Origin of the sequence: Vibrio cidicii, assembly GCF_009665415.1 — a bacterium.
Classification (GTDB): domain Bacteria; phylum Pseudomonadota; class Gammaproteobacteria; order Enterobacterales; family Vibrionaceae; genus Vibrio; species Vibrio cidicii.
Genome location: NZ_CP035922.1, coordinates 70,381 through 87,528 on the forward strand (window position 1 = coordinate 70,381; position 17,148 = coordinate 87,528).

At 50.3% G+C, this 17,148-nt stretch carries 15 protein-coding genes and 2 pseudogenes; 9 read left to right on the forward strand and 8 right to left on the reverse strand.

Translation table 11 applies throughout. From position 1 onward, the window contains the following. Positions 1 to 39 precede the first annotated feature (39 nt). Entirely contained in the window at positions 40 to 1,668 is a 1,629-nt protein-coding gene (locus tag EWA64_RS15940; protein ID WP_061894239.1) for a glycoside hydrolase family 32 protein, read from the forward strand. Positions 1,669 to 1,724: 56 nt separating this feature from the next. Here the strand turns inward: EWA64_RS15940 and EWA64_RS15945 are convergent, their stop codons facing one another. From EWA64_RS15945 to EWA64_RS15955, 3 genes are all read right to left on the reverse strand, one after another. Then, positions 1,725 to 2,489: an EAL domain-containing protein gene (locus tag EWA64_RS15945; protein ID WP_061894238.1), complete on the reverse strand. Its 765-nt coding sequence runs from the start codon at positions 2,487 to 2,489 to the stop codon at positions 1,725 to 1,727. Between the two features lie 386 nt (positions 2,490 to 2,875). Further along, on the reverse strand, positions 2,876 to 3,796 hold the full coding sequence (gene cscK / locus EWA64_RS15950) for a fructokinase (RefSeq protein ID WP_061894237.1): 921 nt from the start codon (positions 3,794 to 3,796) through the stop codon (positions 2,876 to 2,878). A 102-nt stretch (positions 3,797 to 3,898) separates the two neighbouring features. Further along, positions 3,899 to 4,789 carry a LysR family transcriptional regulator gene (locus EWA64_RS15955; protein WP_061894236.1) on the reverse strand — a complete coding sequence of 297 codons (891 nt, stop codon included), beginning with the start codon at positions 4,787 to 4,789 and terminating at the stop codon, positions 3,899 to 3,901. A gap of 123 nt (positions 4,790 to 4,912) precedes the next feature. On the opposite strand from EWA64_RS15955, the gene ygiD reads away from it, so the two are divergent. Together ygiD and EWA64_RS15965 are read left to right on the forward strand one after the other, a co-directional pair. Then, on the forward strand, positions 4,913 to 5,737 hold the full coding sequence (gene ygiD, locus EWA64_RS15960) for a 4,5-DOPA-extradiol-dioxygenase (protein WP_061894235.1): 825 nt from the start codon (positions 4,913 to 4,915) through the stop codon (positions 5,735 to 5,737). Positions 5,738 to 5,841: 104 nt separating this feature from the next. Further along, the gene (locus EWA64_RS15965) at positions 5,842 to 6,255 is read left to right on the forward strand and encodes a PaaI family thioesterase (RefSeq protein WP_061894234.1); all 414 of its coding nucleotides are present in this window, start codon (positions 5,842 to 5,844) and stop codon (positions 6,253 to 6,255) included. Here EWA64_RS15965 and EWA64_RS15970 read toward each other — a convergent pair. Beyond that, on the reverse strand, positions 6,252 to 6,962 hold the full coding sequence (locus tag EWA64_RS15970; RefSeq protein WP_061894650.1) for a helix-turn-helix domain-containing protein: 711 nt from the start codon (positions 6,960 to 6,962) through the stop codon (positions 6,252 to 6,254). The two genes, EWA64_RS15965 and EWA64_RS15970, sit on opposite strands and share 4 nt — an antisense overlap. Positions 6,963 to 7,398: 436 nt before the next feature. Between EWA64_RS15970 and EWA64_RS21250 the strand changes: the two are divergent. Both EWA64_RS21250 and EWA64_RS21255 read left to right on the forward strand, forming a co-directional pair. Beyond that, positions 7,399 to 8,085, forward strand: a pseudogene (locus EWA64_RS21250) (PAS domain-containing protein); the annotation flags it as partial. A gap of 111 nt (positions 8,086 to 8,196) precedes the next feature. After that, positions 8,197 to 8,622 (forward strand): annotated as a pseudogene (locus EWA64_RS21255) (methyl-accepting chemotaxis protein); the annotation flags it as partial. 107 nt (positions 8,623 to 8,729) lie between these two features. Here EWA64_RS21255 and EWA64_RS15980 read toward each other — a convergent pair. Further along, positions 8,730 to 9,923, reverse strand: a complete 1,194-nt coding sequence (locus EWA64_RS15980) for a type III PLP-dependent enzyme (RefSeq protein ID WP_061894232.1) — start codon at positions 9,921 to 9,923, stop codon at positions 8,730 to 8,732. A 378-nt stretch (positions 9,924 to 10,301) separates the two neighbouring features. On the opposite strand from EWA64_RS15980, the gene EWA64_RS15985 reads away from it, so the two are divergent. Next, entirely contained in the window at positions 10,302 to 10,907 is a 606-nt protein-coding gene (locus EWA64_RS15985; protein WP_061894231.1) for an HAD family hydrolase, read from the forward strand. A gap of 8 nt (positions 10,908 to 10,915) precedes the next feature. Here the strand turns inward: EWA64_RS15985 and EWA64_RS15990 are convergent, their stop codons facing one another. Next, positions 10,916 to 12,094 (reverse strand): lytic polysaccharide monooxygenase, encoded by a 1,179-nt coding sequence (locus EWA64_RS15990; RefSeq protein WP_061894230.1) that lies wholly within the window; start codon positions 12,092 to 12,094, stop codon positions 10,916 to 10,918. Between the two features lie 328 nt (positions 12,095 to 12,422). Between EWA64_RS15990 and pcp the strand changes: the two genes are divergently transcribed. Together pcp and EWA64_RS16000 are read left to right on the forward strand one after the other, a co-directional pair. Then, positions 12,423 to 13,061, forward strand: a complete 639-nt coding sequence (gene pcp / locus EWA64_RS15995; RefSeq protein ID WP_061894229.1) for a pyroglutamyl-peptidase I — start codon at positions 12,423 to 12,425, stop codon at positions 13,059 to 13,061. A 77-nt stretch (positions 13,062 to 13,138) separates the two neighbouring features. Continuing rightward, positions 13,139 to 14,326, forward strand: coding sequence for a hypothetical protein (locus EWA64_RS16000; protein WP_139045665.1), 1,188 nt, complete (start codon positions 13,139 to 13,141; stop codon positions 14,324 to 14,326). Here the strand turns inward: EWA64_RS16000 and EWA64_RS16005 are convergent. Then, entirely contained in the window at positions 14,323 to 14,763 is a 441-nt protein-coding gene (locus EWA64_RS16005) for an Lrp/AsnC family transcriptional regulator (RefSeq protein ID WP_061894649.1), read from the reverse strand. The genes EWA64_RS16000 and EWA64_RS16005 overlap by 4 nt on opposite strands. A gap of 136 nt (positions 14,764 to 14,899) precedes the next feature. On the opposite strand from EWA64_RS16005, the gene EWA64_RS16010 reads away from it, so the two are divergent. Next, complete coding sequence (locus tag EWA64_RS16010) at positions 14,900 to 15,487, forward strand: LysE family translocator (RefSeq protein ID WP_061894648.1); 588 nt, start codon at positions 14,900 to 14,902, stop codon at positions 15,485 to 15,487. Between the two features lie 63 nt (positions 15,488 to 15,550). Here the strand turns inward: EWA64_RS16010 and rimO are convergent, their stop codons facing one another. Beyond that, the gene (gene rimO / locus EWA64_RS16015) at positions 15,551 to 16,963 is read right to left on the reverse strand and encodes a 30S ribosomal protein S12 methylthiotransferase RimO (RefSeq protein ID WP_061894227.1); all 1,413 of its coding nucleotides are present in this window, start codon (positions 16,961 to 16,963) and stop codon (positions 15,551 to 15,553) included. Between the last annotated feature and the right edge of the window lie 185 nt (positions 16,964 to 17,148).

The following is a 17,148-nucleotide window of genomic DNA, read 5'->3' on the forward strand; positions in this document are numbered from 1 at the left end:
ATTTTTGAGAACGTTCCCGAATTTATTATTAGGTAAGTTATGTCACTAGAAAAGCTTATCGAACTCGCTGGCGGGCTCGATAATATCCAACGAATTTTGGCACCGAAGGGGCAAGTGACGGTTGCCGTGATCGACGCAAAGCGCGTTACACAGCCCGACGCTGTCTGCGCCGAGTCTGTCCTCGGAGAATGGCAACTGTCGATGGCGCGCGATGCCAGCATCAGCGATGAGGATCTTGCCAAGGTGGGTTTGGCTATCGCTGCTCGCCAGCGCCAACAAGCCTCACAGCATCTGCAACCCACCGCTTGCCCCTATCGCCCACAATGGCACATTTCACCGCCGCAAGGCTTACTCAACGATCCAAATGGCTTTGTCTACCATCAAGGAGAATATCACCTTTTTTATCAATGGTACCCTTTTGCTTGCGAGCACAAAGACAAATACTGGGTACACCTGAAAAGCGCGGATCTCGTCAACTGGGCTTGGCAGTCCATCGCCCTCACCCCTTCAGATTGGTTCGATAGTCACGGGGTATTTTCTGGTCATGCCGTGAGTGATGGCGACAATTTGTGGCTGTTCTACACCGGCAACACTCGCCTTGGCCATGAACGTGACAGACAAACCATGCAGTGTGCGGCTCGCCTTAGTGCAAATGGCACTTTTGAAAAAATGGGGCCTATGATCCGCACGTTGCCGCCCGGTGTCACCGAGCATATTCGCGACCCCAAAGTGGTGTTCAAACAAGGTCGTTGGCACATGTTGCTTGGCGCGCAGACGCAAGATTTGCAAGGCAGGTTAGCGGTGTACCACAGTGAAGATCTGCATCAGTGGCAGTTCGATAAGCTCTACGGCGATGAACTCGCGCCATATGGATATATGTGGGAATGCCCGGATTGGTTTGAGATCGATGGTGAGCAGTTTGTCGTGTTCGGCCCCCAAGGCATCACCTCAGATAACCCGCACCACACCATAGTGCACCAAAACCGCATCTTTCGTGTTGAGCAGGATGAGCAAGGCGGATTCCATTTTCTGCAAGGTTGGGAACTGGACGCTGGCTTTGATTTTTATGCTCCGCAAAGCCTGCAAACCGCCGATGGTCGCCGCGTAATGTGCGCCTGGATGGGGCTGCCCGACGAAATTGATCACCCAAGTTGTGATAACGGCTGGATCCACCAGTTCACTGCGCTGCGTGAACTTCGTTGGCAAGAAGGTCAAATTATCCAGCAGCCAACGGCCGAACTGGACGCTCTGCGCGGCGAAACACAATCACTGGCGCTAAGCGCTCAGCCAATCACGCTTGGTACTAAAAGCTTTGAACTGCAAGTCACTCTGCCTTGGGGCAGCGAACTGCACTTAATGCACGATGAGCAGCATCGCGTGGTGCTAGCTTTAGACGCACAGCAGCGCGTACTGCGTTTTGATCGCAGCGCCACCGATATTCGCCAAGGCGACACCATTCGCGAACTCGCGCTCACGTCCGATAAAGTGAAACTACACATTCTGGCCGATAACTCTTCGCTGGAAATCTTCATCAACGACGGAGAAAAAGTGATGACAGGGCGCATCTTTACTCCGCCAGAGGCGACGCAAATCTCGCTCCATCATACCGAGGCGCAGGCGCATTTTACCCCGCTAAATACTATGTCATGGTCATTTGCACCACGCTAAAACCAAAAAACCACCGCATGCCAACGGTGGTTTTTCTTTCTCCTCTGTTTTACCACTCAGTTAATAAAATTCACTGGCGGCAAACTCTCAAAACCGGGCTTGGCAAAAAGATAACCTTGCATCAACACCACCCCAGCCTCTTTTAGCCAGCGATATTCACCCTCACTCTCCACTCCCTCTGCAAGCGGGTTGATATTAAGATCGCGAAACATCGCCAAACAGTGCGTGACGATGGATTGACGCGTTGTATCGCGGTCAATATCACGAATCAAACCCATGTCCAGTTTGACAATATTGGTTTGAAAATCCGCCAGCAGACTCAAACCAGAATAACCCGAGCCAAAATCGTCGATCGCAGTTTTAAAGCCTAACGATTGGTAATAAGAAACGATGCGTTCAACGTGCTGGCTGTCTTCTATTTTTTCGACTTCGGTAAACTCAAACATGATGCTTTCTGTCGGGAAATCATACTTTTTCGCCGCTTCCAGCGTGGTGCGAATGCAGCGCTCAGGTTGGTAAACCGCATTGGGAAGAAAGTTAATGCTCAGCATCGATTCTATGCCTAGCTTCGCCGCCAACGAAATGGCTTTGACGCGGCACAACTGATCAAACAGATAACGATTTTCGTCGGTAATACGAGAAATGATAGAAAAAGCAGGTTCGTTATTCAGCCCTCTAACCAAAGCTTCATAACCAAAAACAGTTTGCGTGTGGCAGTTAATGATGGGTTGAAACGCCATCGAGAAATCGAAACCCAGCTGATTTTTATCAGCACAATTTCGGCAGGTTATTCGCTCGCCTTGCATCAATTCTTCTGCCATATCCTAGCCTTATTAGAGATTTACTCTAAAGACTAGCTGGCTATTGAGTTGAGCGCAACTAGGCAAGCTGGCAGTTTACGCATGGGAAAAGTGGCAAACGCTCCCCGATAAACCAATTCGCAATATGACAAGTTGCAGTATCTTTCGCTAACACGCTGTTGTGTGCTCTTTTCAACATCACAGCCAACCTAGTTAGGTAGCAAGCATGCCTGCGTTATCTTGTGTAGCTAGACTATACTGCAACCTTAGGGAACGATCCCGAAATTTAATAGAAAACTTTAATCTGATTCACGATCTGAATCGGTTTTGTGATCTAGGCAGATAAAAAAACGACAACAGAAAAAAGGCGAGCTCGCAGCTCGCCCAAAACAAATTCACTCGCACCATCAAGCAAGAAAGGCCATAAGCGCCGCTTGATTGGGCAGTGCCGTCATCGCGCCTTTCTGCGTCGTAGCAAGCGCGCCACAGCCGTGCGCCCAAGTAATAGCCTGTGTGATGGCCTCTGCCGAGCGCCAATCTTGCGCGACAGACAGTTGGTAAAGTAAGCCGCCAACAAACGCATCGCCCGCTCCGGTCGTATCAATCGGCTTCACCACTTTTCCGCTCACCAACGTTTGCGTTTTGCCCGCCACCACTAAAGCACCCTTGGCACCTTGGGTGATCACCACCAGCGGCAGTACATAGCTTTGCAATACCGCCAAACCTTCTTCAATCGAGGCCGTTTGAGTGAGGAACATCAGTTCTTCTTCGGAGAACTTCACCACATCCGCCAGCGCAACCGCACGCATCACCACCTCAATCAGCTCCTGTGGTTGCGCCCAAACTTCTTCGCGCAAGTTTGGGTCAAAACTGACAAAACCGCCTGCCTGTTTCATCCGCGCGATCGCTTCAAACGTGCTGCTGCGGCTTGGCTCGTTGGCCAAGGCAATTGAGCAAACATGCAGCCACTCTCGCGATTTAAATCTTGGTATATCAGTAGGTTGGAGAAATTGATCCGCACTTGGCTTGACCATAAATGTGAAACTACGCTCACCGTTGTCGTCCAAATCGACCACCACCGTTGAGGTGCGTTTTTCGCTATCTAGGGCTAAATGCTGGCAATCCACCGCTTCATCGCTAAGTGTTTGCTGCATAAAACGCCCAAAGGGATCGTTCCCGACTCGACCAAAAAACGCGCTATCTCCACCTAGGCGAGCAATCGCCACCGCAACATTGGCAGGCGCGCCACCCGGACATTTAAGGTAGTGCGTTTCACCATCGGGGATTAAATCGACCACCGCATCGCCCGTTACCCATACTCTGCTCATCTCACTTCTCCAAACATGATTTGTTTCAGTGTAAGAAGATTTACAGCACCACTCAAGCCTTTAACGGTTAGTTTCGGTAACGTTCCCTAAAAACTTTAACCTTCATCTCACTTGCTGAAAATCATCAACGGCAAAATCAATCAAAGCGCGTACTTTTCTCGGCACAACATTCCCCGCGAGGTACACCACGCTGATGGGATGGGTTTTCATCGTATAATTACCAAGCAGCTCAACTAGCCGGCCTTGGTGTAGCGCATCATGCAATACAAAATCTGGGCATAATGCGATTCCACGTCCATCCATCGCCCAATCTCTGGCGATGCGCGCGCTGTTCACCAGCAAATGGCGTTGCGGCATAAAGGTGATCGGGGTTTCACCACGATAAAACGTCCACTTGCTGTAATCGCGTCGATTGGTATCGACGATGCACAAATGCGATCTCAGATCGTCCGGCACCAACGGCGTGCCGTAATTCGCCAAGTAGTGGGGTGAAGCAACCAAACAGCTGTTAATTTCACCCAATTTGCGCGCTTTGAGTGTGTTCACCTCCGGCTCTCCGATGCGAAAAGCGAGGTCAAAACCATCGGCCGCCAGATCAACGTATGAATCGGTTAGGCGCAAATCAACACAAATTCCCGGATGCAGCGCCGTAAAACGGCTGATAAGGCCTGTGATGTAAATCTCGCCAAAGGTGACGGGCGCAGACATTCGCAGTTGCCCAGTTAACCCCTGTGAGGCTTCAGACACGCTTCCGAGCAGATCGTCCAGCTCGTCGAGCAAAGCAGGTGCACGCGTCAATAACTCCTGCCCGATTGGCGTTAAGCCCACTTTGCGCGTGGTGCGTTGCAACAGCCTAGCCCCCATGCGCTCTTCCAACTGAGCGACATATTTTGAGGTAATGCGATTGGAAACCCCCAAACGCTCTGCCGCCTCAGTAAATGAGCCCGTTTGCGCCGTTGCCACAAACGCTTTTAGTCCATCGATTAAGTCCATTTTGCCACGCCAATTAAGAACATTTTGAGGATTGTTATTCTACATAATCGCCATTTCGTGGAAAAGCAGCGAGACGGATACTCTCTATATCGACGACAAAAGCATGACCGAATAGGAAAGAGTATGAGCCTTGCATCTTCACTAGAAAAACTCAAACACAGCCTGAAAAAATCGCCGAGAATGCCACTCGTCTTCCTCGGGCATGGTTCGCCAATGAATGTGATAGAAGATAACCCTTTTAGCCGCAGTTGGGCAGAGCTTGGCCGGTCGCTGCCTCGGCCACAAGCCATTTTGGTCATTTCAGCACACTGGATGACACGCGGCACCACATTGGTTGATGTGTCTGCCAAGCCTCGCACCATTCATGATTTCTACGGTTTTCCAGAGGAGCTGTACGCCAAGCAATATCCAGCCAATGGGCATCCGCAACTGGCAGGCGAAGTAGCAACATTGCTCTCGCCGTATCAAGTAGAAACCGATGATACTTGGGGGTTAGATCATGGCGCGTGGGCACTCTTAGATGCCTTGTTCCCTGCCGCCGATGTGCCAGTGTTCCAGCTTTCTGTCGACATCACTCAAACGATGGACTGGCATTTGCGTATCGGTCAGACCTTGTCTGAACTGCGCGATCGCGGTGTGCTTATCCTCGGTTCCGGTAACATTGTGCACAATCTGCGTGCGCTGCGTTTTGACGGGAAAGCGCACGACTGGGCACTTGAGTTTGATCGCTTTGTTGCGGATAGACTGAATGAGCGCAATTTTGCCGTGCTCGCCGATGTGAGTTCGATGGGACAATTGATGAACATGGCCAATCCGACATTGGAACATTACGCACCAGCATTGACTATCGCGGGCGCTTCCAGCAGCAAAGATGAGCTCTTCTTTGCGACCGAAACCATCGACCTCGGCTCCATCGCCATGCGATCGTTTGTGTTTCACGGCGGGTAAAGAGCGCGCTTCTACCACTGGCTGCAAACAATGATTGCAGCCAGTATCTTCCGCTGTTATTGGCATATGCTATTAACTCAATTTGCCTAACCAACGGGATCACCATGAATCACGCCCTCACCCTGCACAAAAGCTGTGCTGTCTGCGCCAGCGAACAACAAAACCCGTACAGCCTTGGAGTGGAATACCAATTGAGTGAAGAAAACCTCGTCTTTGCGCAGTTTACTCCGCAGGTTCGTCATATGGGCTATCAAAATCTGCTCCATGGTGGTATCGCCAGTGCCTTGCTCGATGGCGCAATGACGCACTGTTTGCTGTTGCAAAATATTCCAGCGCTGACGGCAAGGCTCGACGTTCGTTACCATGAACCGATTGAAATTGGCGATCAGGTGATGATTTTCGCCCGTTGCGATACGCAGAAACGGGGCATATATCAGCTTTCTGCCGAGCTGTCTGTTCAGGGAAAGGTTCATGTGAGCGCAAGTGGCAAATTTATTGTGCCAAAGCCGCAAAACTAGCGAGCACACTCGCGGGGAGATAGGCCAAAGTGGAGCGAAAAACGGCGGCTGAAGGCGGAAAGATCGCTGTAGCCAACCTGCTGCGCAATCAATTGAACAGGCAAATCTGTATGGGTAAGCAGCGCTTTGGCTTTTTCCATCCGTCGCTCAGTAACATACTGCAACACACTGCAAGAAAGGTTTTGTTTAAAACGCTTTTTAAACTGAGTTGGGCTTAAACAGGCCACCGCCGCAAGCCGATCAATCGAGAGCGGTTGATCGAGGTTTTCCGCAATATGTCGCTGCACCGCCCGTATTCTCGGCTCGATCTGTTTGCTGCCGTTTTGCTGTTGCAAAAGCAGGTTAAACACGCTGAGTATCGAGCTTTCAATGCCACTATCTACCTGAAACTCAAGCTGCTTTTCGATGAAATGCAAAAAACTTAACATAGGCGGCGTAAGCTGAAACACCAGCCATTCTTGCTGGGTCAGCGAAGCAGGTAGCTCACTTAAGTCAGCGACAATGAACCTCGCTAGCTCATCGGCTTTAAACGCATGCGATGTACCAGAGGCAATCACCACACACTCCCCGACGCTCACCTTACCGCAAAAACTGGCCATTTCGATATCGATACTGCCCTGCACTGGCAGCACCAACTGGTGATAGTCATCGTGTGCATGGCTTTGCAATTGCTTGGTGTAGGCACGAATACTCAGGCTGTCTTTCATCAACATCGGCTCAGAAAAAAAGAGAGTGGGCAGTATAACTAGCCAAGCCTAGCTCGCCTAGCGAGAAGGGCAAGCGTCATCGCTGACCGAAGAGACATCGCGAGATCGTCAGTCGGCTTCACACTGTGGGGCGTTTTTTCTTTCAGCTCATTCGCATCAAGCTTTACCGCTCATTTTGCCGAAAGGGAACACTCCCTCTAGTTCAATATGATAGAAACCGCCGCGCGACTGGTTGATACTTCGTTGTTTAACATGTTGTTTAAGAATGTGCTAAACTACGATGTAAGCAATTGTGACAAAAGCTATAATCCTTAATACTGTCCTTCGCCCAAGGTAAACCGACATGTTTTTTAATAAATCTCAGCAAAGAGAAAACCAACAACTAAAAGAAAGATTGTATTCGCTTGAACAGACAAATGAGAGCCTCAACAATGACATGTTGCGCATAACGCTTGACCCACAAGGGAAGGTCATTGACATCAACGCAAATTTTGAGCAAGAACTGGGTATTAAGCTTAATGATATCTCTGGCGAACACCTCACTAACCTCGTTCCCAAACACGCTAGAACTACCCCACATTATACGCGGATGAAAAGTGCCATTGAGAAGCGTGAACATTGGAATGGCGCCTTGCAGATTGAGAAAGGTAATCACCAAGAAGCCTGGCTCAGAGCGATTATTCAACCTGTGATAGATATTAAGGGCAAAGTCCAAAGCTTCGTCGTTTTTGCCACTGAGCTAACCCGTACCATCAGTAAATCTCGCGAGCACGAAGATTTGCTCAAAGCGCTCAATCGCTCTACCGCTGTGATTGAATTTAACCTTGATGGCACAATTATCCGCGCCAATGAGAATTTCTTGCGCGGCATGGGATTTAGCAACAATGAACAAATCGCCGGGAAACATCACCGCATTTTTTGTCATAGCGAAGAAGCGAATTCTTCCGCTTACATAGAATTTTGGAAAAAGCTGGCAGCAGGTCAGTTCATTTCAGACCGCTTTCAGCGTATCGATAACTACGGACGTACCGTGTGGCTCGAAGCCTCCTACAACCCCATCCATGATGACTTCGGGGAACTGTATAAAGTCGTCAAGTTTGCCACGGTGATCACCGATCAAGTGAATCAAGAACAGGTTGTTGCCGAAGCCGCACATTTGGCTTACAGCATCTCGGAAGAGACTGGAAAGCAGACATCGCAAGGTCAAGAAGTGGTCAGAAGCATGATCGACAAGATGGAGAGCCTAGTCGAGCAGATGCAGCGTGCCACGCAAGACATAGAAAAACTGAAAGACGACTCACAGAAAATTGATGACCTCGTAGGCGATATTAGCGCCATTGCCGACCAAACCAACTTGCTGGCACTAAACGCGGCGATTGAAGCGGCGCGAGCGGGCGAACAGGGCCGTGGATTTGCCGTGGTGGCGGACGAAGTGCGCAAACTGGCATCGAGAACCAACCAGACCACCAAAGAGATAGCCGATGTGGTGTCGGAGAATTTACAAAGAACCACCAAAGCGGTTGAGCTTATCGCGGACTGCCAAGTGCAGGCAGGCGACACGTTGCAATTATCCAATCAAGCTGGGCAATTGATGGAAGAGATCAAATCTGGCGCGGAACAAGTCATCGAATCGGTCAGTCAGTTCAACCAAAAGCTCTAAGCCGACAACAAGCGAAAGTGCCACTGGAATTCACCACTTGTGGCACAAAAGCAAAACGCCCACAGCAATGTGAGCGTTTTTTGTTTTTGCGGGCATCAGGTGGGTTATCAGCCAATCAAACGTTCGCTGTTTTCCACTTGTTCATTCAGCGCGATGGTCTGCGCACGTTTGAAAAAGTTAAAGTCCGTGGCCGTCGCGCTGGTGTACGCGCCCATGGTACGGCCAATCACCAAATCGCCGTTTTCCAGTTTTGGCAGCATGATGTTTTCCGCAATCACGTCCACACTGTCACAAGTTGGGCCAGACAACACGCTTGGCAATAGCTCACCGCCTTGTTTGATAGTCACCAATGGGTATTTGGCATCATCGAACATCAAACCACTGAACGAACCGTAGATACCGTCGTCTAGGTAATACCAGATCTGTCCTTCACGCTCGGCTTGCCCCATCACCGAAGCAACGCTAGTTACCGCTGGCGCGCAGATAAAGCGTCCGGGTTCAGCCAGCACATGCACCGTATCAGGCAGTGCATTTAACGCTTGGTTAATCGGCGCACAAAACTCATCAATCGGCATCACTTGCTGAGTGTAGTTGACTGGGAAACCGCCACCGATATCGAGCGTGCTCAGTGCTGGTAGACCCATTTCCACCACTTGCTGCATCACACGATGGCAGGTGTGGATCGCTTCTACATATTTATGCGGATTGGTGGTTTGTGAACCAACATGGAACGACAAGCCTTTAATGCGAATATTCCACGCTTGAGCGGTTTCAATGATGGTCAGTGCTTGCTCTGGTGAACAGCCGAATTTTTTCGATAAATCAGCAAACGCTTCTGAGTTACGAAAGCTCAAACGCACCAACAATTCCACCTCTTCGCTGTACGCTTTGAACTTCGCCAGCTCATTGAGGTTGTCGACCACAAACACATTACAGCCATACGCCAGCGCATCGCGGATATCCGCATCACGTTTGATCGGATGGGTGTGGATGGTCAGCTCGGCCGGTACGCCTTCTTGCGCAACGACATCGACTTCTCCGCTGGTTGCCAGATCAAAACTGGCGCCTTCCGCCAACAGCGTTCTGACCACAACTGGGTGCGGCAGTGGCTTGAGCGCGTAGTGTAACGTCACGCCGGGTAAGGCATTTTTCAGTGCACGGTACTGCTGACGAATAATATCGCAATCAAGCAGCAACAGCGGCGCGCCAAATTGTTCCACGGAAGATTCGATCAGCGCGATGTCGTCATTGGACAGCGCAGGAGAAGAGATAGATTGAAAACCAAATGCAGAATGAGCCATTGTAAACCTCCAAGTCTGTTGGGCACTTTTCATGTGAGTCGTGATGAAAAGTGGAGCGTCAATAAGAGCGCGCGTGCGCCGTCAAAGTCACTCTTGGATAGTTGCTCTATCGCCTTGCCACAAAACAGAATGTGATGTACTCGGATTGGCTATCATCAAGAAGCAGGGGGATAATAAGGTCATCGTTTACTCAGCACAATAAAAAATGTCCCGCCTAAGGAAAAGATTTTTTATGGTAAAGACCACGATTATTTATAACTATATTTTGCATATCTATCTAACAAGTCCTAATGCAATTGCATTTTTCCTTTTGGCTCGGCCTCTTTGCGCTGATGAGGTACACTTGGCGCTTAAAGCAAAAGATAACAAGGCGTTGTGATGAATCTGGCTCTGTTTGATTTCGACGGTACACTCACCAACGAAGATATGTTTTCACTCTTTCTCAACCATTCCGCCTCAGGCACGCGTAAGTGGATGGGTCGAATGGTGATCGCGCCATTTTATCTGCTGTACAAAGCCAATCTGCTGCCAAGTCATCTTATGCGCCCCATCGCCAGTTGGATCGCGTTTAAAGGCCGCCGAGAGGCAAGCTTGCAAGTAATCGGAAAGCAGTTTGCCCGTGAGGTTATTCCACGTTATCTACGGCCGGAAGCAATGGCGAAACTGGCTTGGCATCAACAGCGCGGCGATCGGATCATCTTGGTCTCCGCGTCGCTCGATCTCTATCTACGCCATTGGTGCGACGCGCAGGGCATAGATCTATTGTGCAGTGAAATGGCGGTCAGACAAGGCCGATATACGGGCAAGTACCAACAGGGCGATTGCAGCAGAAAACAGAAAGTACAGCGGGTAAAACAGCACTGTCGCTTAAGCGACTACAGCAAGATTTATGCGTATGGTGACACCGAAGAGGATAGGCTCATGCTCAATTTGGCCGATGAAGCCTATATGAATTGGCAGCGCGTGCGCACTGCCAATCGTTAGTCGCGAGACTATTTCCAAACGCCCCACTCTCCAGTGGTACCCGGTTCCTCACCTTTGGTCCACCATTTGGCAGTCCATTCGCGTCCGTTGTGGCTCACTACATCGCCCGCCTGATAAACTTTGCCTTTGCTCCAAAGGTTGTCTGGCTCGGTCGGTGGTGTGGTATCGCCTTTGACCAGCGACAGCGCGTAACTGAAATCGGCGCTTGGCGCATAGACTTGGTTGGCAAACACGTTGCGCGTATCGAACATATAGTGGTTCATCTCCTGATGCCAGATACCGATGTACCAATCTTTGTGTTGCTGACCATTAAACTGCCCTGCCAGCTCAGCTCCCCAAGTACTGGTGTTGTTGGCGCTGATCGGTAAAGAGAGATCCACCAGCTCTGCGCCGGACGCATCAAAGGTTCGAAAACGCACCGTATCTCCCGATTCCACCGTAAAGCCTTGCGGAACAAAATAGCCCAGCACGCTCAGGTTGTTACCCGGCTCAGTCGGTGGATCCGTCGGGTCGGTTGGAAGCGTGGTTCCTCCGTCTTTGAACGTGATGTCGCTACAGTTGTAGAAGCCTTCACCACCGGCATCAACACGCTGCCAGCGAGTGTAGAGAATGGCATCACCGCTGCGCCCCGCCGGAAAGCGGACCTTAATGCGATAGCGTTTTTGATCATCCACTGCCACATCGCCAGCACTATCGATCAGCTCGAGATCATCCCAGGTCAGTGGCAAAGAAGGATCGTAGCTTGGTTTGGTGAGATAAAACTCCCAGTAAGAGGGGTTATGTGGCACCACGCCAGCGAACACTAAATCCAGTTGATTGTTGGCATCCAAAGAGACATTGGTTCTTTGCCAATGGGGCGAAGGCAGATTCAAACCCGCTTTCGCCGCATCGCCCGCCGAGCACAGCTCGCCATTGGCCACAATCGCTTTTACATGGGCCATATCACGATAGTTAGGCACATTGGCCGAGACTTCATTGCGCTGCACAAATGGATACGCGCCAGAGACATCATACGCCGCCTGACACGCTTTATTCGGTATTTGATTAGTCCAGAAACCGCCATCTTCATAACAGATATTTTGTCTCGCATTGGGGTATTCGACCCAGCCATGGGCACTGACATTGAATGCGCTGAGCGCGGCGATGACACTCGCCCCCAAGGCAGACAGAGTAATTGTATTTTTCATCCTGATCCCTTTTGATTCTCAAAACGTTACGTATTGAAAACCTATCCCGCTTAGTGAGAATAGGCGCTTGTAAAGCTAGCAGGATGTGCGTGGCATGCCGCGCTCAAAATGGGAATCCGTGGGACTTTTTGCCCGGTTTGCTAGCTTCTTTCCAACCTGTTTGTAGCACGCCAAAGCGCTCGACAAACATTTTCGAGCCACTTCAAACCGTGCAGGTAATTGGCGATGAAATCGGATTGGCGGCAGAGCCAAAATCAGGCATAGTGATTTGCAGGCATAATGGCTTGGCTATTTAGCGTAGTTCATTGTTATTTTGGGAGATTTTAACATGCGCACCGTTCTGGTAACTGGCTTTGAACCCTTTGGTGGAGAGTCCATCAACCCCTCTCTTGAAGCGGTAAAAAAGCTGAGTGACAGCCCTTGGCAGCAAGTACGCGTGGTCAGTTGCAGCGTTCCTGTGGTGCGTTATCAGTCGGCACAAGTGGTTATTGAGGCAATTGAACACCATCAGCCGGATGTGGTGATTATGCTTGGTCAAGCTGCTGGCAGACACGCCATTACTCCTGAGCGTATCGCGATCAATCTGGATGATTTTCGTATCGCTGACAATGCGGGCAATCAGCCAGTAGACCAAGCGATTGACGCGGCAGGCCCTGCGGCCTATTTTTCAACTCTGCCAGTCAAAGCCATCACAAAAACGCTACAAGACGCCGGTATTCCTTGCCAGATCTCACATTCGGCCGGAACATATGTCTGCAATCACCTCTTTTACAGCGTGCAGCGCTATCTCGAACAACGTGCGATTCGCAGTGGATTTGTGCATATTCCGCTGCTCACTCAACAAGCGGTTTTGGGCCAGCAGCCCAGTATGAGTTTGGAGACGATCGTACACGGGCTCAAACTTGCCATTCTCGCCTCGCTAGAGCATCCGAACGACATCGCACTGGCTGGCGGCACGATTTGTTAACCGTAAATTGACATTCTCCGCTGAACCGCAAGTGAAGGTGCTAGTCTTAAAAAAAACCGTCAACCCACCCATGCCAGATGATGACTATTCGCCTTTTTGCAGCTTTGTTACCGACTATCACCACTTTTGCCGCACTCACTCAACCGCTCACTTATCAAGTTCAGGTCGACCCGCTATTAAAAAGCCAACTGCACTTTTCCATTGATACGAGCTCGTTACCCAAAATGACGGTTTTGCCGCCAAAAAGTGGTCCCATTACCGCCCAGCCTGATCTCTTTTGTCTGCGTAACGGCACATCCACGCCACTGGATTACCACCGCGAAACAGCGTGTGATGCGCTCACGTGGCAAGTGAACCTGCCAACGGTTGATCCGCAAGGTTTTGATCCTTCCAGCCAAGAAAATACTTACTCAGCGAAATCCGGTTGGTATTTTATCTCTGAATTCAATACCTTGCCGCGCATCGCCGGCAGCAGTAACGCGCAAGTGTGCACTCCGCAAGCTCGTTGCTATCCACTGAAAGGGGAAGATGCGCCGCCACTATACTTGTTGTGGGGGATGCCAACAGCGACGTTGAATATCAATGGCCAGCCCGTAACCATTCACGTTGAAGACCCGCAAGTATTGCAACAAAAGCAGCGCTGGTTACCCACGTTAGAGCATCAGTTGCAGTATCTGCAAAAAGTGTTTCCAGCACAAATGCAGGATTGGGAATTGGCCTTTTTCAAGCGTGAAAAAGAAGGCGGCAGCATTGGCGGCGCGGCAGGCAGTAACCTGTTGCTCACCAATACCCTGCTCGAGCAGGGCGAGTTAACCGATGAGTCGCTACGTCATTTGTTAAAAATTTCGGCCCATGAATCAGTGCACTACATGGAACACCGCAACCTTGCCGGTTGGAAAGCCGAAAGCTTGGCTGAGTATTATGCGCAAAAATCGCTGTTTGGCAGTAAATTCGCCTTTGACACGCCGGACGTGCTTTGGCAGAAAATGGCGCAGAAGTTTCCCTTTGCCAAGCTGGGGTTATACGAGGCGCATCGCCAAGTCAAAGAGCTCGGCAACTATCAATACTACCCTCTGTTTTACTTCAAAGGTGCCGCATTTTGGTACGCTCTTGACTTAGCGCTACAAGCAAAAGGCCACTCTTTAGATAACCTGCAAAACATCGACCTTGGTAGCCAAGTTCAGCTCAGTAGCGACTTTACCACTCAGGTAATTCAGTTTATCGGCCAAGAGAAATGGGAGGCGTTAGCGAGCGAATTTCTCTAGCGTTCATCCTTTGGCGAGTCCATTACCACCATAGTGGTGATGGATTTGACCTGCTCGCACTCTCCTAACACATCGGCGTGAAATTTCTTGTAGCTGACCAGATCGCGTGTTTCGACTCGAAGTAAGTACTCATTCGCTCCCGTGATGTTGTGACACTCGACCACTTCATCGACAAAGCGCACATGATCTTCAAATTGTTGCTGCGCTTTTTTACTGTGCGACGCCAGCCCAATCGACACATAGGCGACAAAACCGATACCAAGTTGGTTGCTGTCGAGCACCGCCCGGTAGCCCTGAATCACCCCTTTCCGCTCCAGATCTTGCACTCGTCTTAAGGTGGCCGAGGCCGACAACCCGACACGCTCTGCCAGCTCAACATTAGGGAGACGACCATTATTTTTCAGTGCGTGCAATATTTTTTCGTCAAACTTGTCCATGGTGAAATTTTCTTGCTGATATTGTGTTTTGTCATCAAATATAAGCACAAAATTGCCATTGAAACTACTTATGATTGTCGTGACCGGTCAAGCGTTATCTCATGAACCAACAATAAGAGAAATTGAGGAAAAAATGATGGAGTTGCAACAATTGGGGGCTTTGGCCTTGTTTGCGTTTGTTTCTACCTTTACCCCCGGTCCGAACAACATTATGTTGATGACCTCAGGGGCCAATGTCGGATTTGTGCGCACCATTCCGCACATGCTTGGCGTTACATTCGGTTTTGCCCTGATGGTGATCTTAGTCGGCGTGGGGCTGATGGGGCTGTTTAACCGCTACCCACTCAGCCATGATATTTTGAAATACCTCAGTCTGAGCTATTTACTCTATTTGGCGGTGAAAATCGCCACCAGCGGCAAAGCGGCCGAGAAAGAGAATTTCACGCCGCTCAATTTTTTACAAGCCGCCAGTTTTCAATGGGTTAACCCTAAAGGCTGGTCGATGGCACTGACTGCGGTCAGCGTTTACAGCAGCGGCAGCCATTGGTGGGAGCTGACGTTGATCGCCGGGATTTTTATCGCTGCCAACATTCCTTCGGTCAGCTTTTGGGCCGCCGCTGGCACACAATTGCAGCGTTGGCTTACCACTAGCACGCGAGTCAAAGGGTTCAACATCAGCATGGCGCTTCTACTGCTGGTCTCCACCCTCCCTATGCTGGGATAAGCAAAGAGCCGGACAAGCCGGCTCTTTTTGATTGCGATGATTTGCTGGTAAAAATCGGCGGCTTTACTGCGCGCTGGCCAGCGAACCCCACAGATCGTACTCATCGGCGTGCTCGATCACCACCTCAACCAGCTCACCCGGCTTGAGGCTGGTTTCGCCATTAAGGTAAACCAGACCATCGATTTCCGGCGCATCAGCGTAGGTACGGCCAATCGCGCCCTCTTCGTCCACTTCATCGATGATCACTTTCATGATGCTGCCAACACGTTTTTGCAGCTTGGCGGCACTGATCTCTTGCTGAACCAGCATAAAACGTTCGAAACGCTCTTGCTTGACCTCTTCGGCGATCTGCTCCGCGATCTCATTTGCCGCCGCTCCCTCAACCGGAGAGTATTTAAAGCAGCCAACGCGATCCAGTTGCGCTTCTTTTAGCCACTCCAGCAGCATTTCGAAATCTTCTTCTGTCTCGCCAGGGAAGCCAACAATGAAAGTCGAACGGATCACCAACTCAGGGCAGATTTCGCGCCATTTTTTGATTTGATCCAGCGTACGCTCGGCGCGACCCGGACGTTTCATCGCTTTCAAAACATTCGGGCTGGCGTGTTGGAACGGAATATCCAAATACGGCAGGATCTTTCCTTCCGCCATCAGCGGGATCAGATCATCCACATGTGGATACGGATAGACATAGTGCAAGCGCACCCAAATGCCCAGTTTGCCAAGTTCTTCGCTCAGCGCTTTGATGTTTTGACGCACAGGCGTGCCGTTGGCAAAGCCTAAGCTGTGTTTGCTGTCGACCCCGTAAGCACTGGTGTCTTGGCTGATCACCAGTAGCTCTTTCACGCCAGCGTTTTTCAAACGCTCCGCTTCGCTGATGATTTCACCCACCGGACGGCTAACCAGATCGCCACGCATCGATGGGATGATGCAGAAGGTGCAGCGGTGGTTACACCCTTCCGATATTTTCAAATAAGCGTAATGCTTTGGCGTCAGCTTAACGCCATGATCCGGCACTAGGCTAGTAAACGGATTGTGCGCGGGTTTTGGCGCAAACTGGTGCACGTGTTCAAGGACGTTTTCGTAGGCATGCGGGCCAGTAATACCAAGCACATTCGGGTGCACCTCGCGGATCTCATCTTCACGCGCGCCCAAACAGCCAGTCACAATCACTTTGCCGTTCTCTTTTAACGCTTCGCCGATGGTATCCAGCGATTCCTGCACCGCACTGTCGATAAAACCGCAGGTATTGACGATCACGACGTCAGAATCATGGTAACTATTGACGATTTCGTAGCCTTCGGTACGTAACTGAGTCAGGATTCGCTCAGAATCCACCAGGTTTTTTGGACAACCCAAAGAGACAAAACCGACTTTATTGCCGCCCGTTGGCGTCATTTCTTGGCTTTGCTGCTCGATGGTTTTCTTTGCCGTCTCCAACGTAGTTGTTTGGTTAGGCGTAAACGTTTGAACTGTCATTACTTGGTCTGCTTCCAGTGTTGATTACTTCCAGCCGGTCGTGATCGGATTGCCACTTTTCGCTGCTGGCGATATCTCTAAAGAGCGCGAATTATAACTGACGGCAAAAAATTGCAAAGAGCCAGATAAGGATTTTAGTGCAAAATTTAGCCAATAAAAATGGGAACGCTCGGTTCCCATTTTTG

Bases quoted from the DNA above. Each gene is read 5' to 3' on its own strand.
- pcp (WP_061894229.1), top strand. From the start codon at position 12,423: ATGCGCACCGTTCTGGTAACTGGCTTTGAACCCTTTGGTGGAGAGTCC.
- EWA64_RS16005 (WP_061894649.1), bottom strand. From the start codon at position 14,763: ATGGACAAGTTTGACGAAAAAATATTGCACGCACTGAAAAATAATGGT.
- EWA64_RS16000 (WP_139045665.1), top strand. From the start codon at position 13,139: ATGATGACTATTCGCCTTTTTGCAGCTTTGTTACCGACTATCACCACT.
- EWA64_RS15985 (WP_061894231.1), top strand. From the start codon at position 10,302: ATGAATCTGGCTCTGTTTGATTTCGACGGTACACTCACCAACGAAGAT.
- EWA64_RS15940 (WP_061894239.1), top strand. From the start codon at position 40: ATGTCACTAGAAAAGCTTATCGAACTCGCTGGCGGGCTCGATAATATC.
- ygiD (WP_061894235.1), top strand. From the start codon at position 4,913: ATGAGCCTTGCATCTTCACTAGAAAAACTCAAACACAGCCTGAAAAAA.
- EWA64_RS15945 (WP_061894238.1), bottom strand. From the start codon at position 2,489: ATGGCAGAAGAATTGATGCAAGGCGAGCGAATAACCTGCCGAAATTGT.
- EWA64_RS16010 (WP_061894648.1), top strand. From the start codon at position 14,900: ATGGAGTTGCAACAATTGGGGGCTTTGGCCTTGTTTGCGTTTGTTTCT.
- rimO (WP_061894227.1), bottom strand. From the start codon at position 16,963: ATGACAGTTCAAACGTTTACGCCTAACCAAACAACTACGTTGGAGACG.
- EWA64_RS15955 (WP_061894236.1), bottom strand. From the start codon at position 4,789: ATGGACTTAATCGATGGACTAAAAGCGTTTGTGGCAACGGCGCAAACG.
- EWA64_RS15980 (WP_061894232.1), bottom strand. From the start codon at position 9,923: ATGGCTCATTCTGCATTTGGTTTTCAATCTATCTCTTCTCCTGCGCTG.
- EWA64_RS15990 (WP_061894230.1), bottom strand. From the start codon at position 12,094: ATGAAAAATACAATTACTCTGTCTGCCTTGGGGGCGAGTGTCATCGCC.
- EWA64_RS15970 (WP_061894650.1), bottom strand. From the start codon at position 6,962: ATGAAAGACAGCCTGAGTATTCGTGCCTACACCAAGCAATTGCAAAGC.
- EWA64_RS15965 (WP_061894234.1), top strand. From the start codon at position 5,842: ATGAATCACGCCCTCACCCTGCACAAAAGCTGTGCTGTCTGCGCCAGC.
- cscK (WP_061894237.1), bottom strand. From the start codon at position 3,796: ATGAGCAGAGTATGGGTAACGGGCGATGCGGTGGTCGATTTAATCCCC.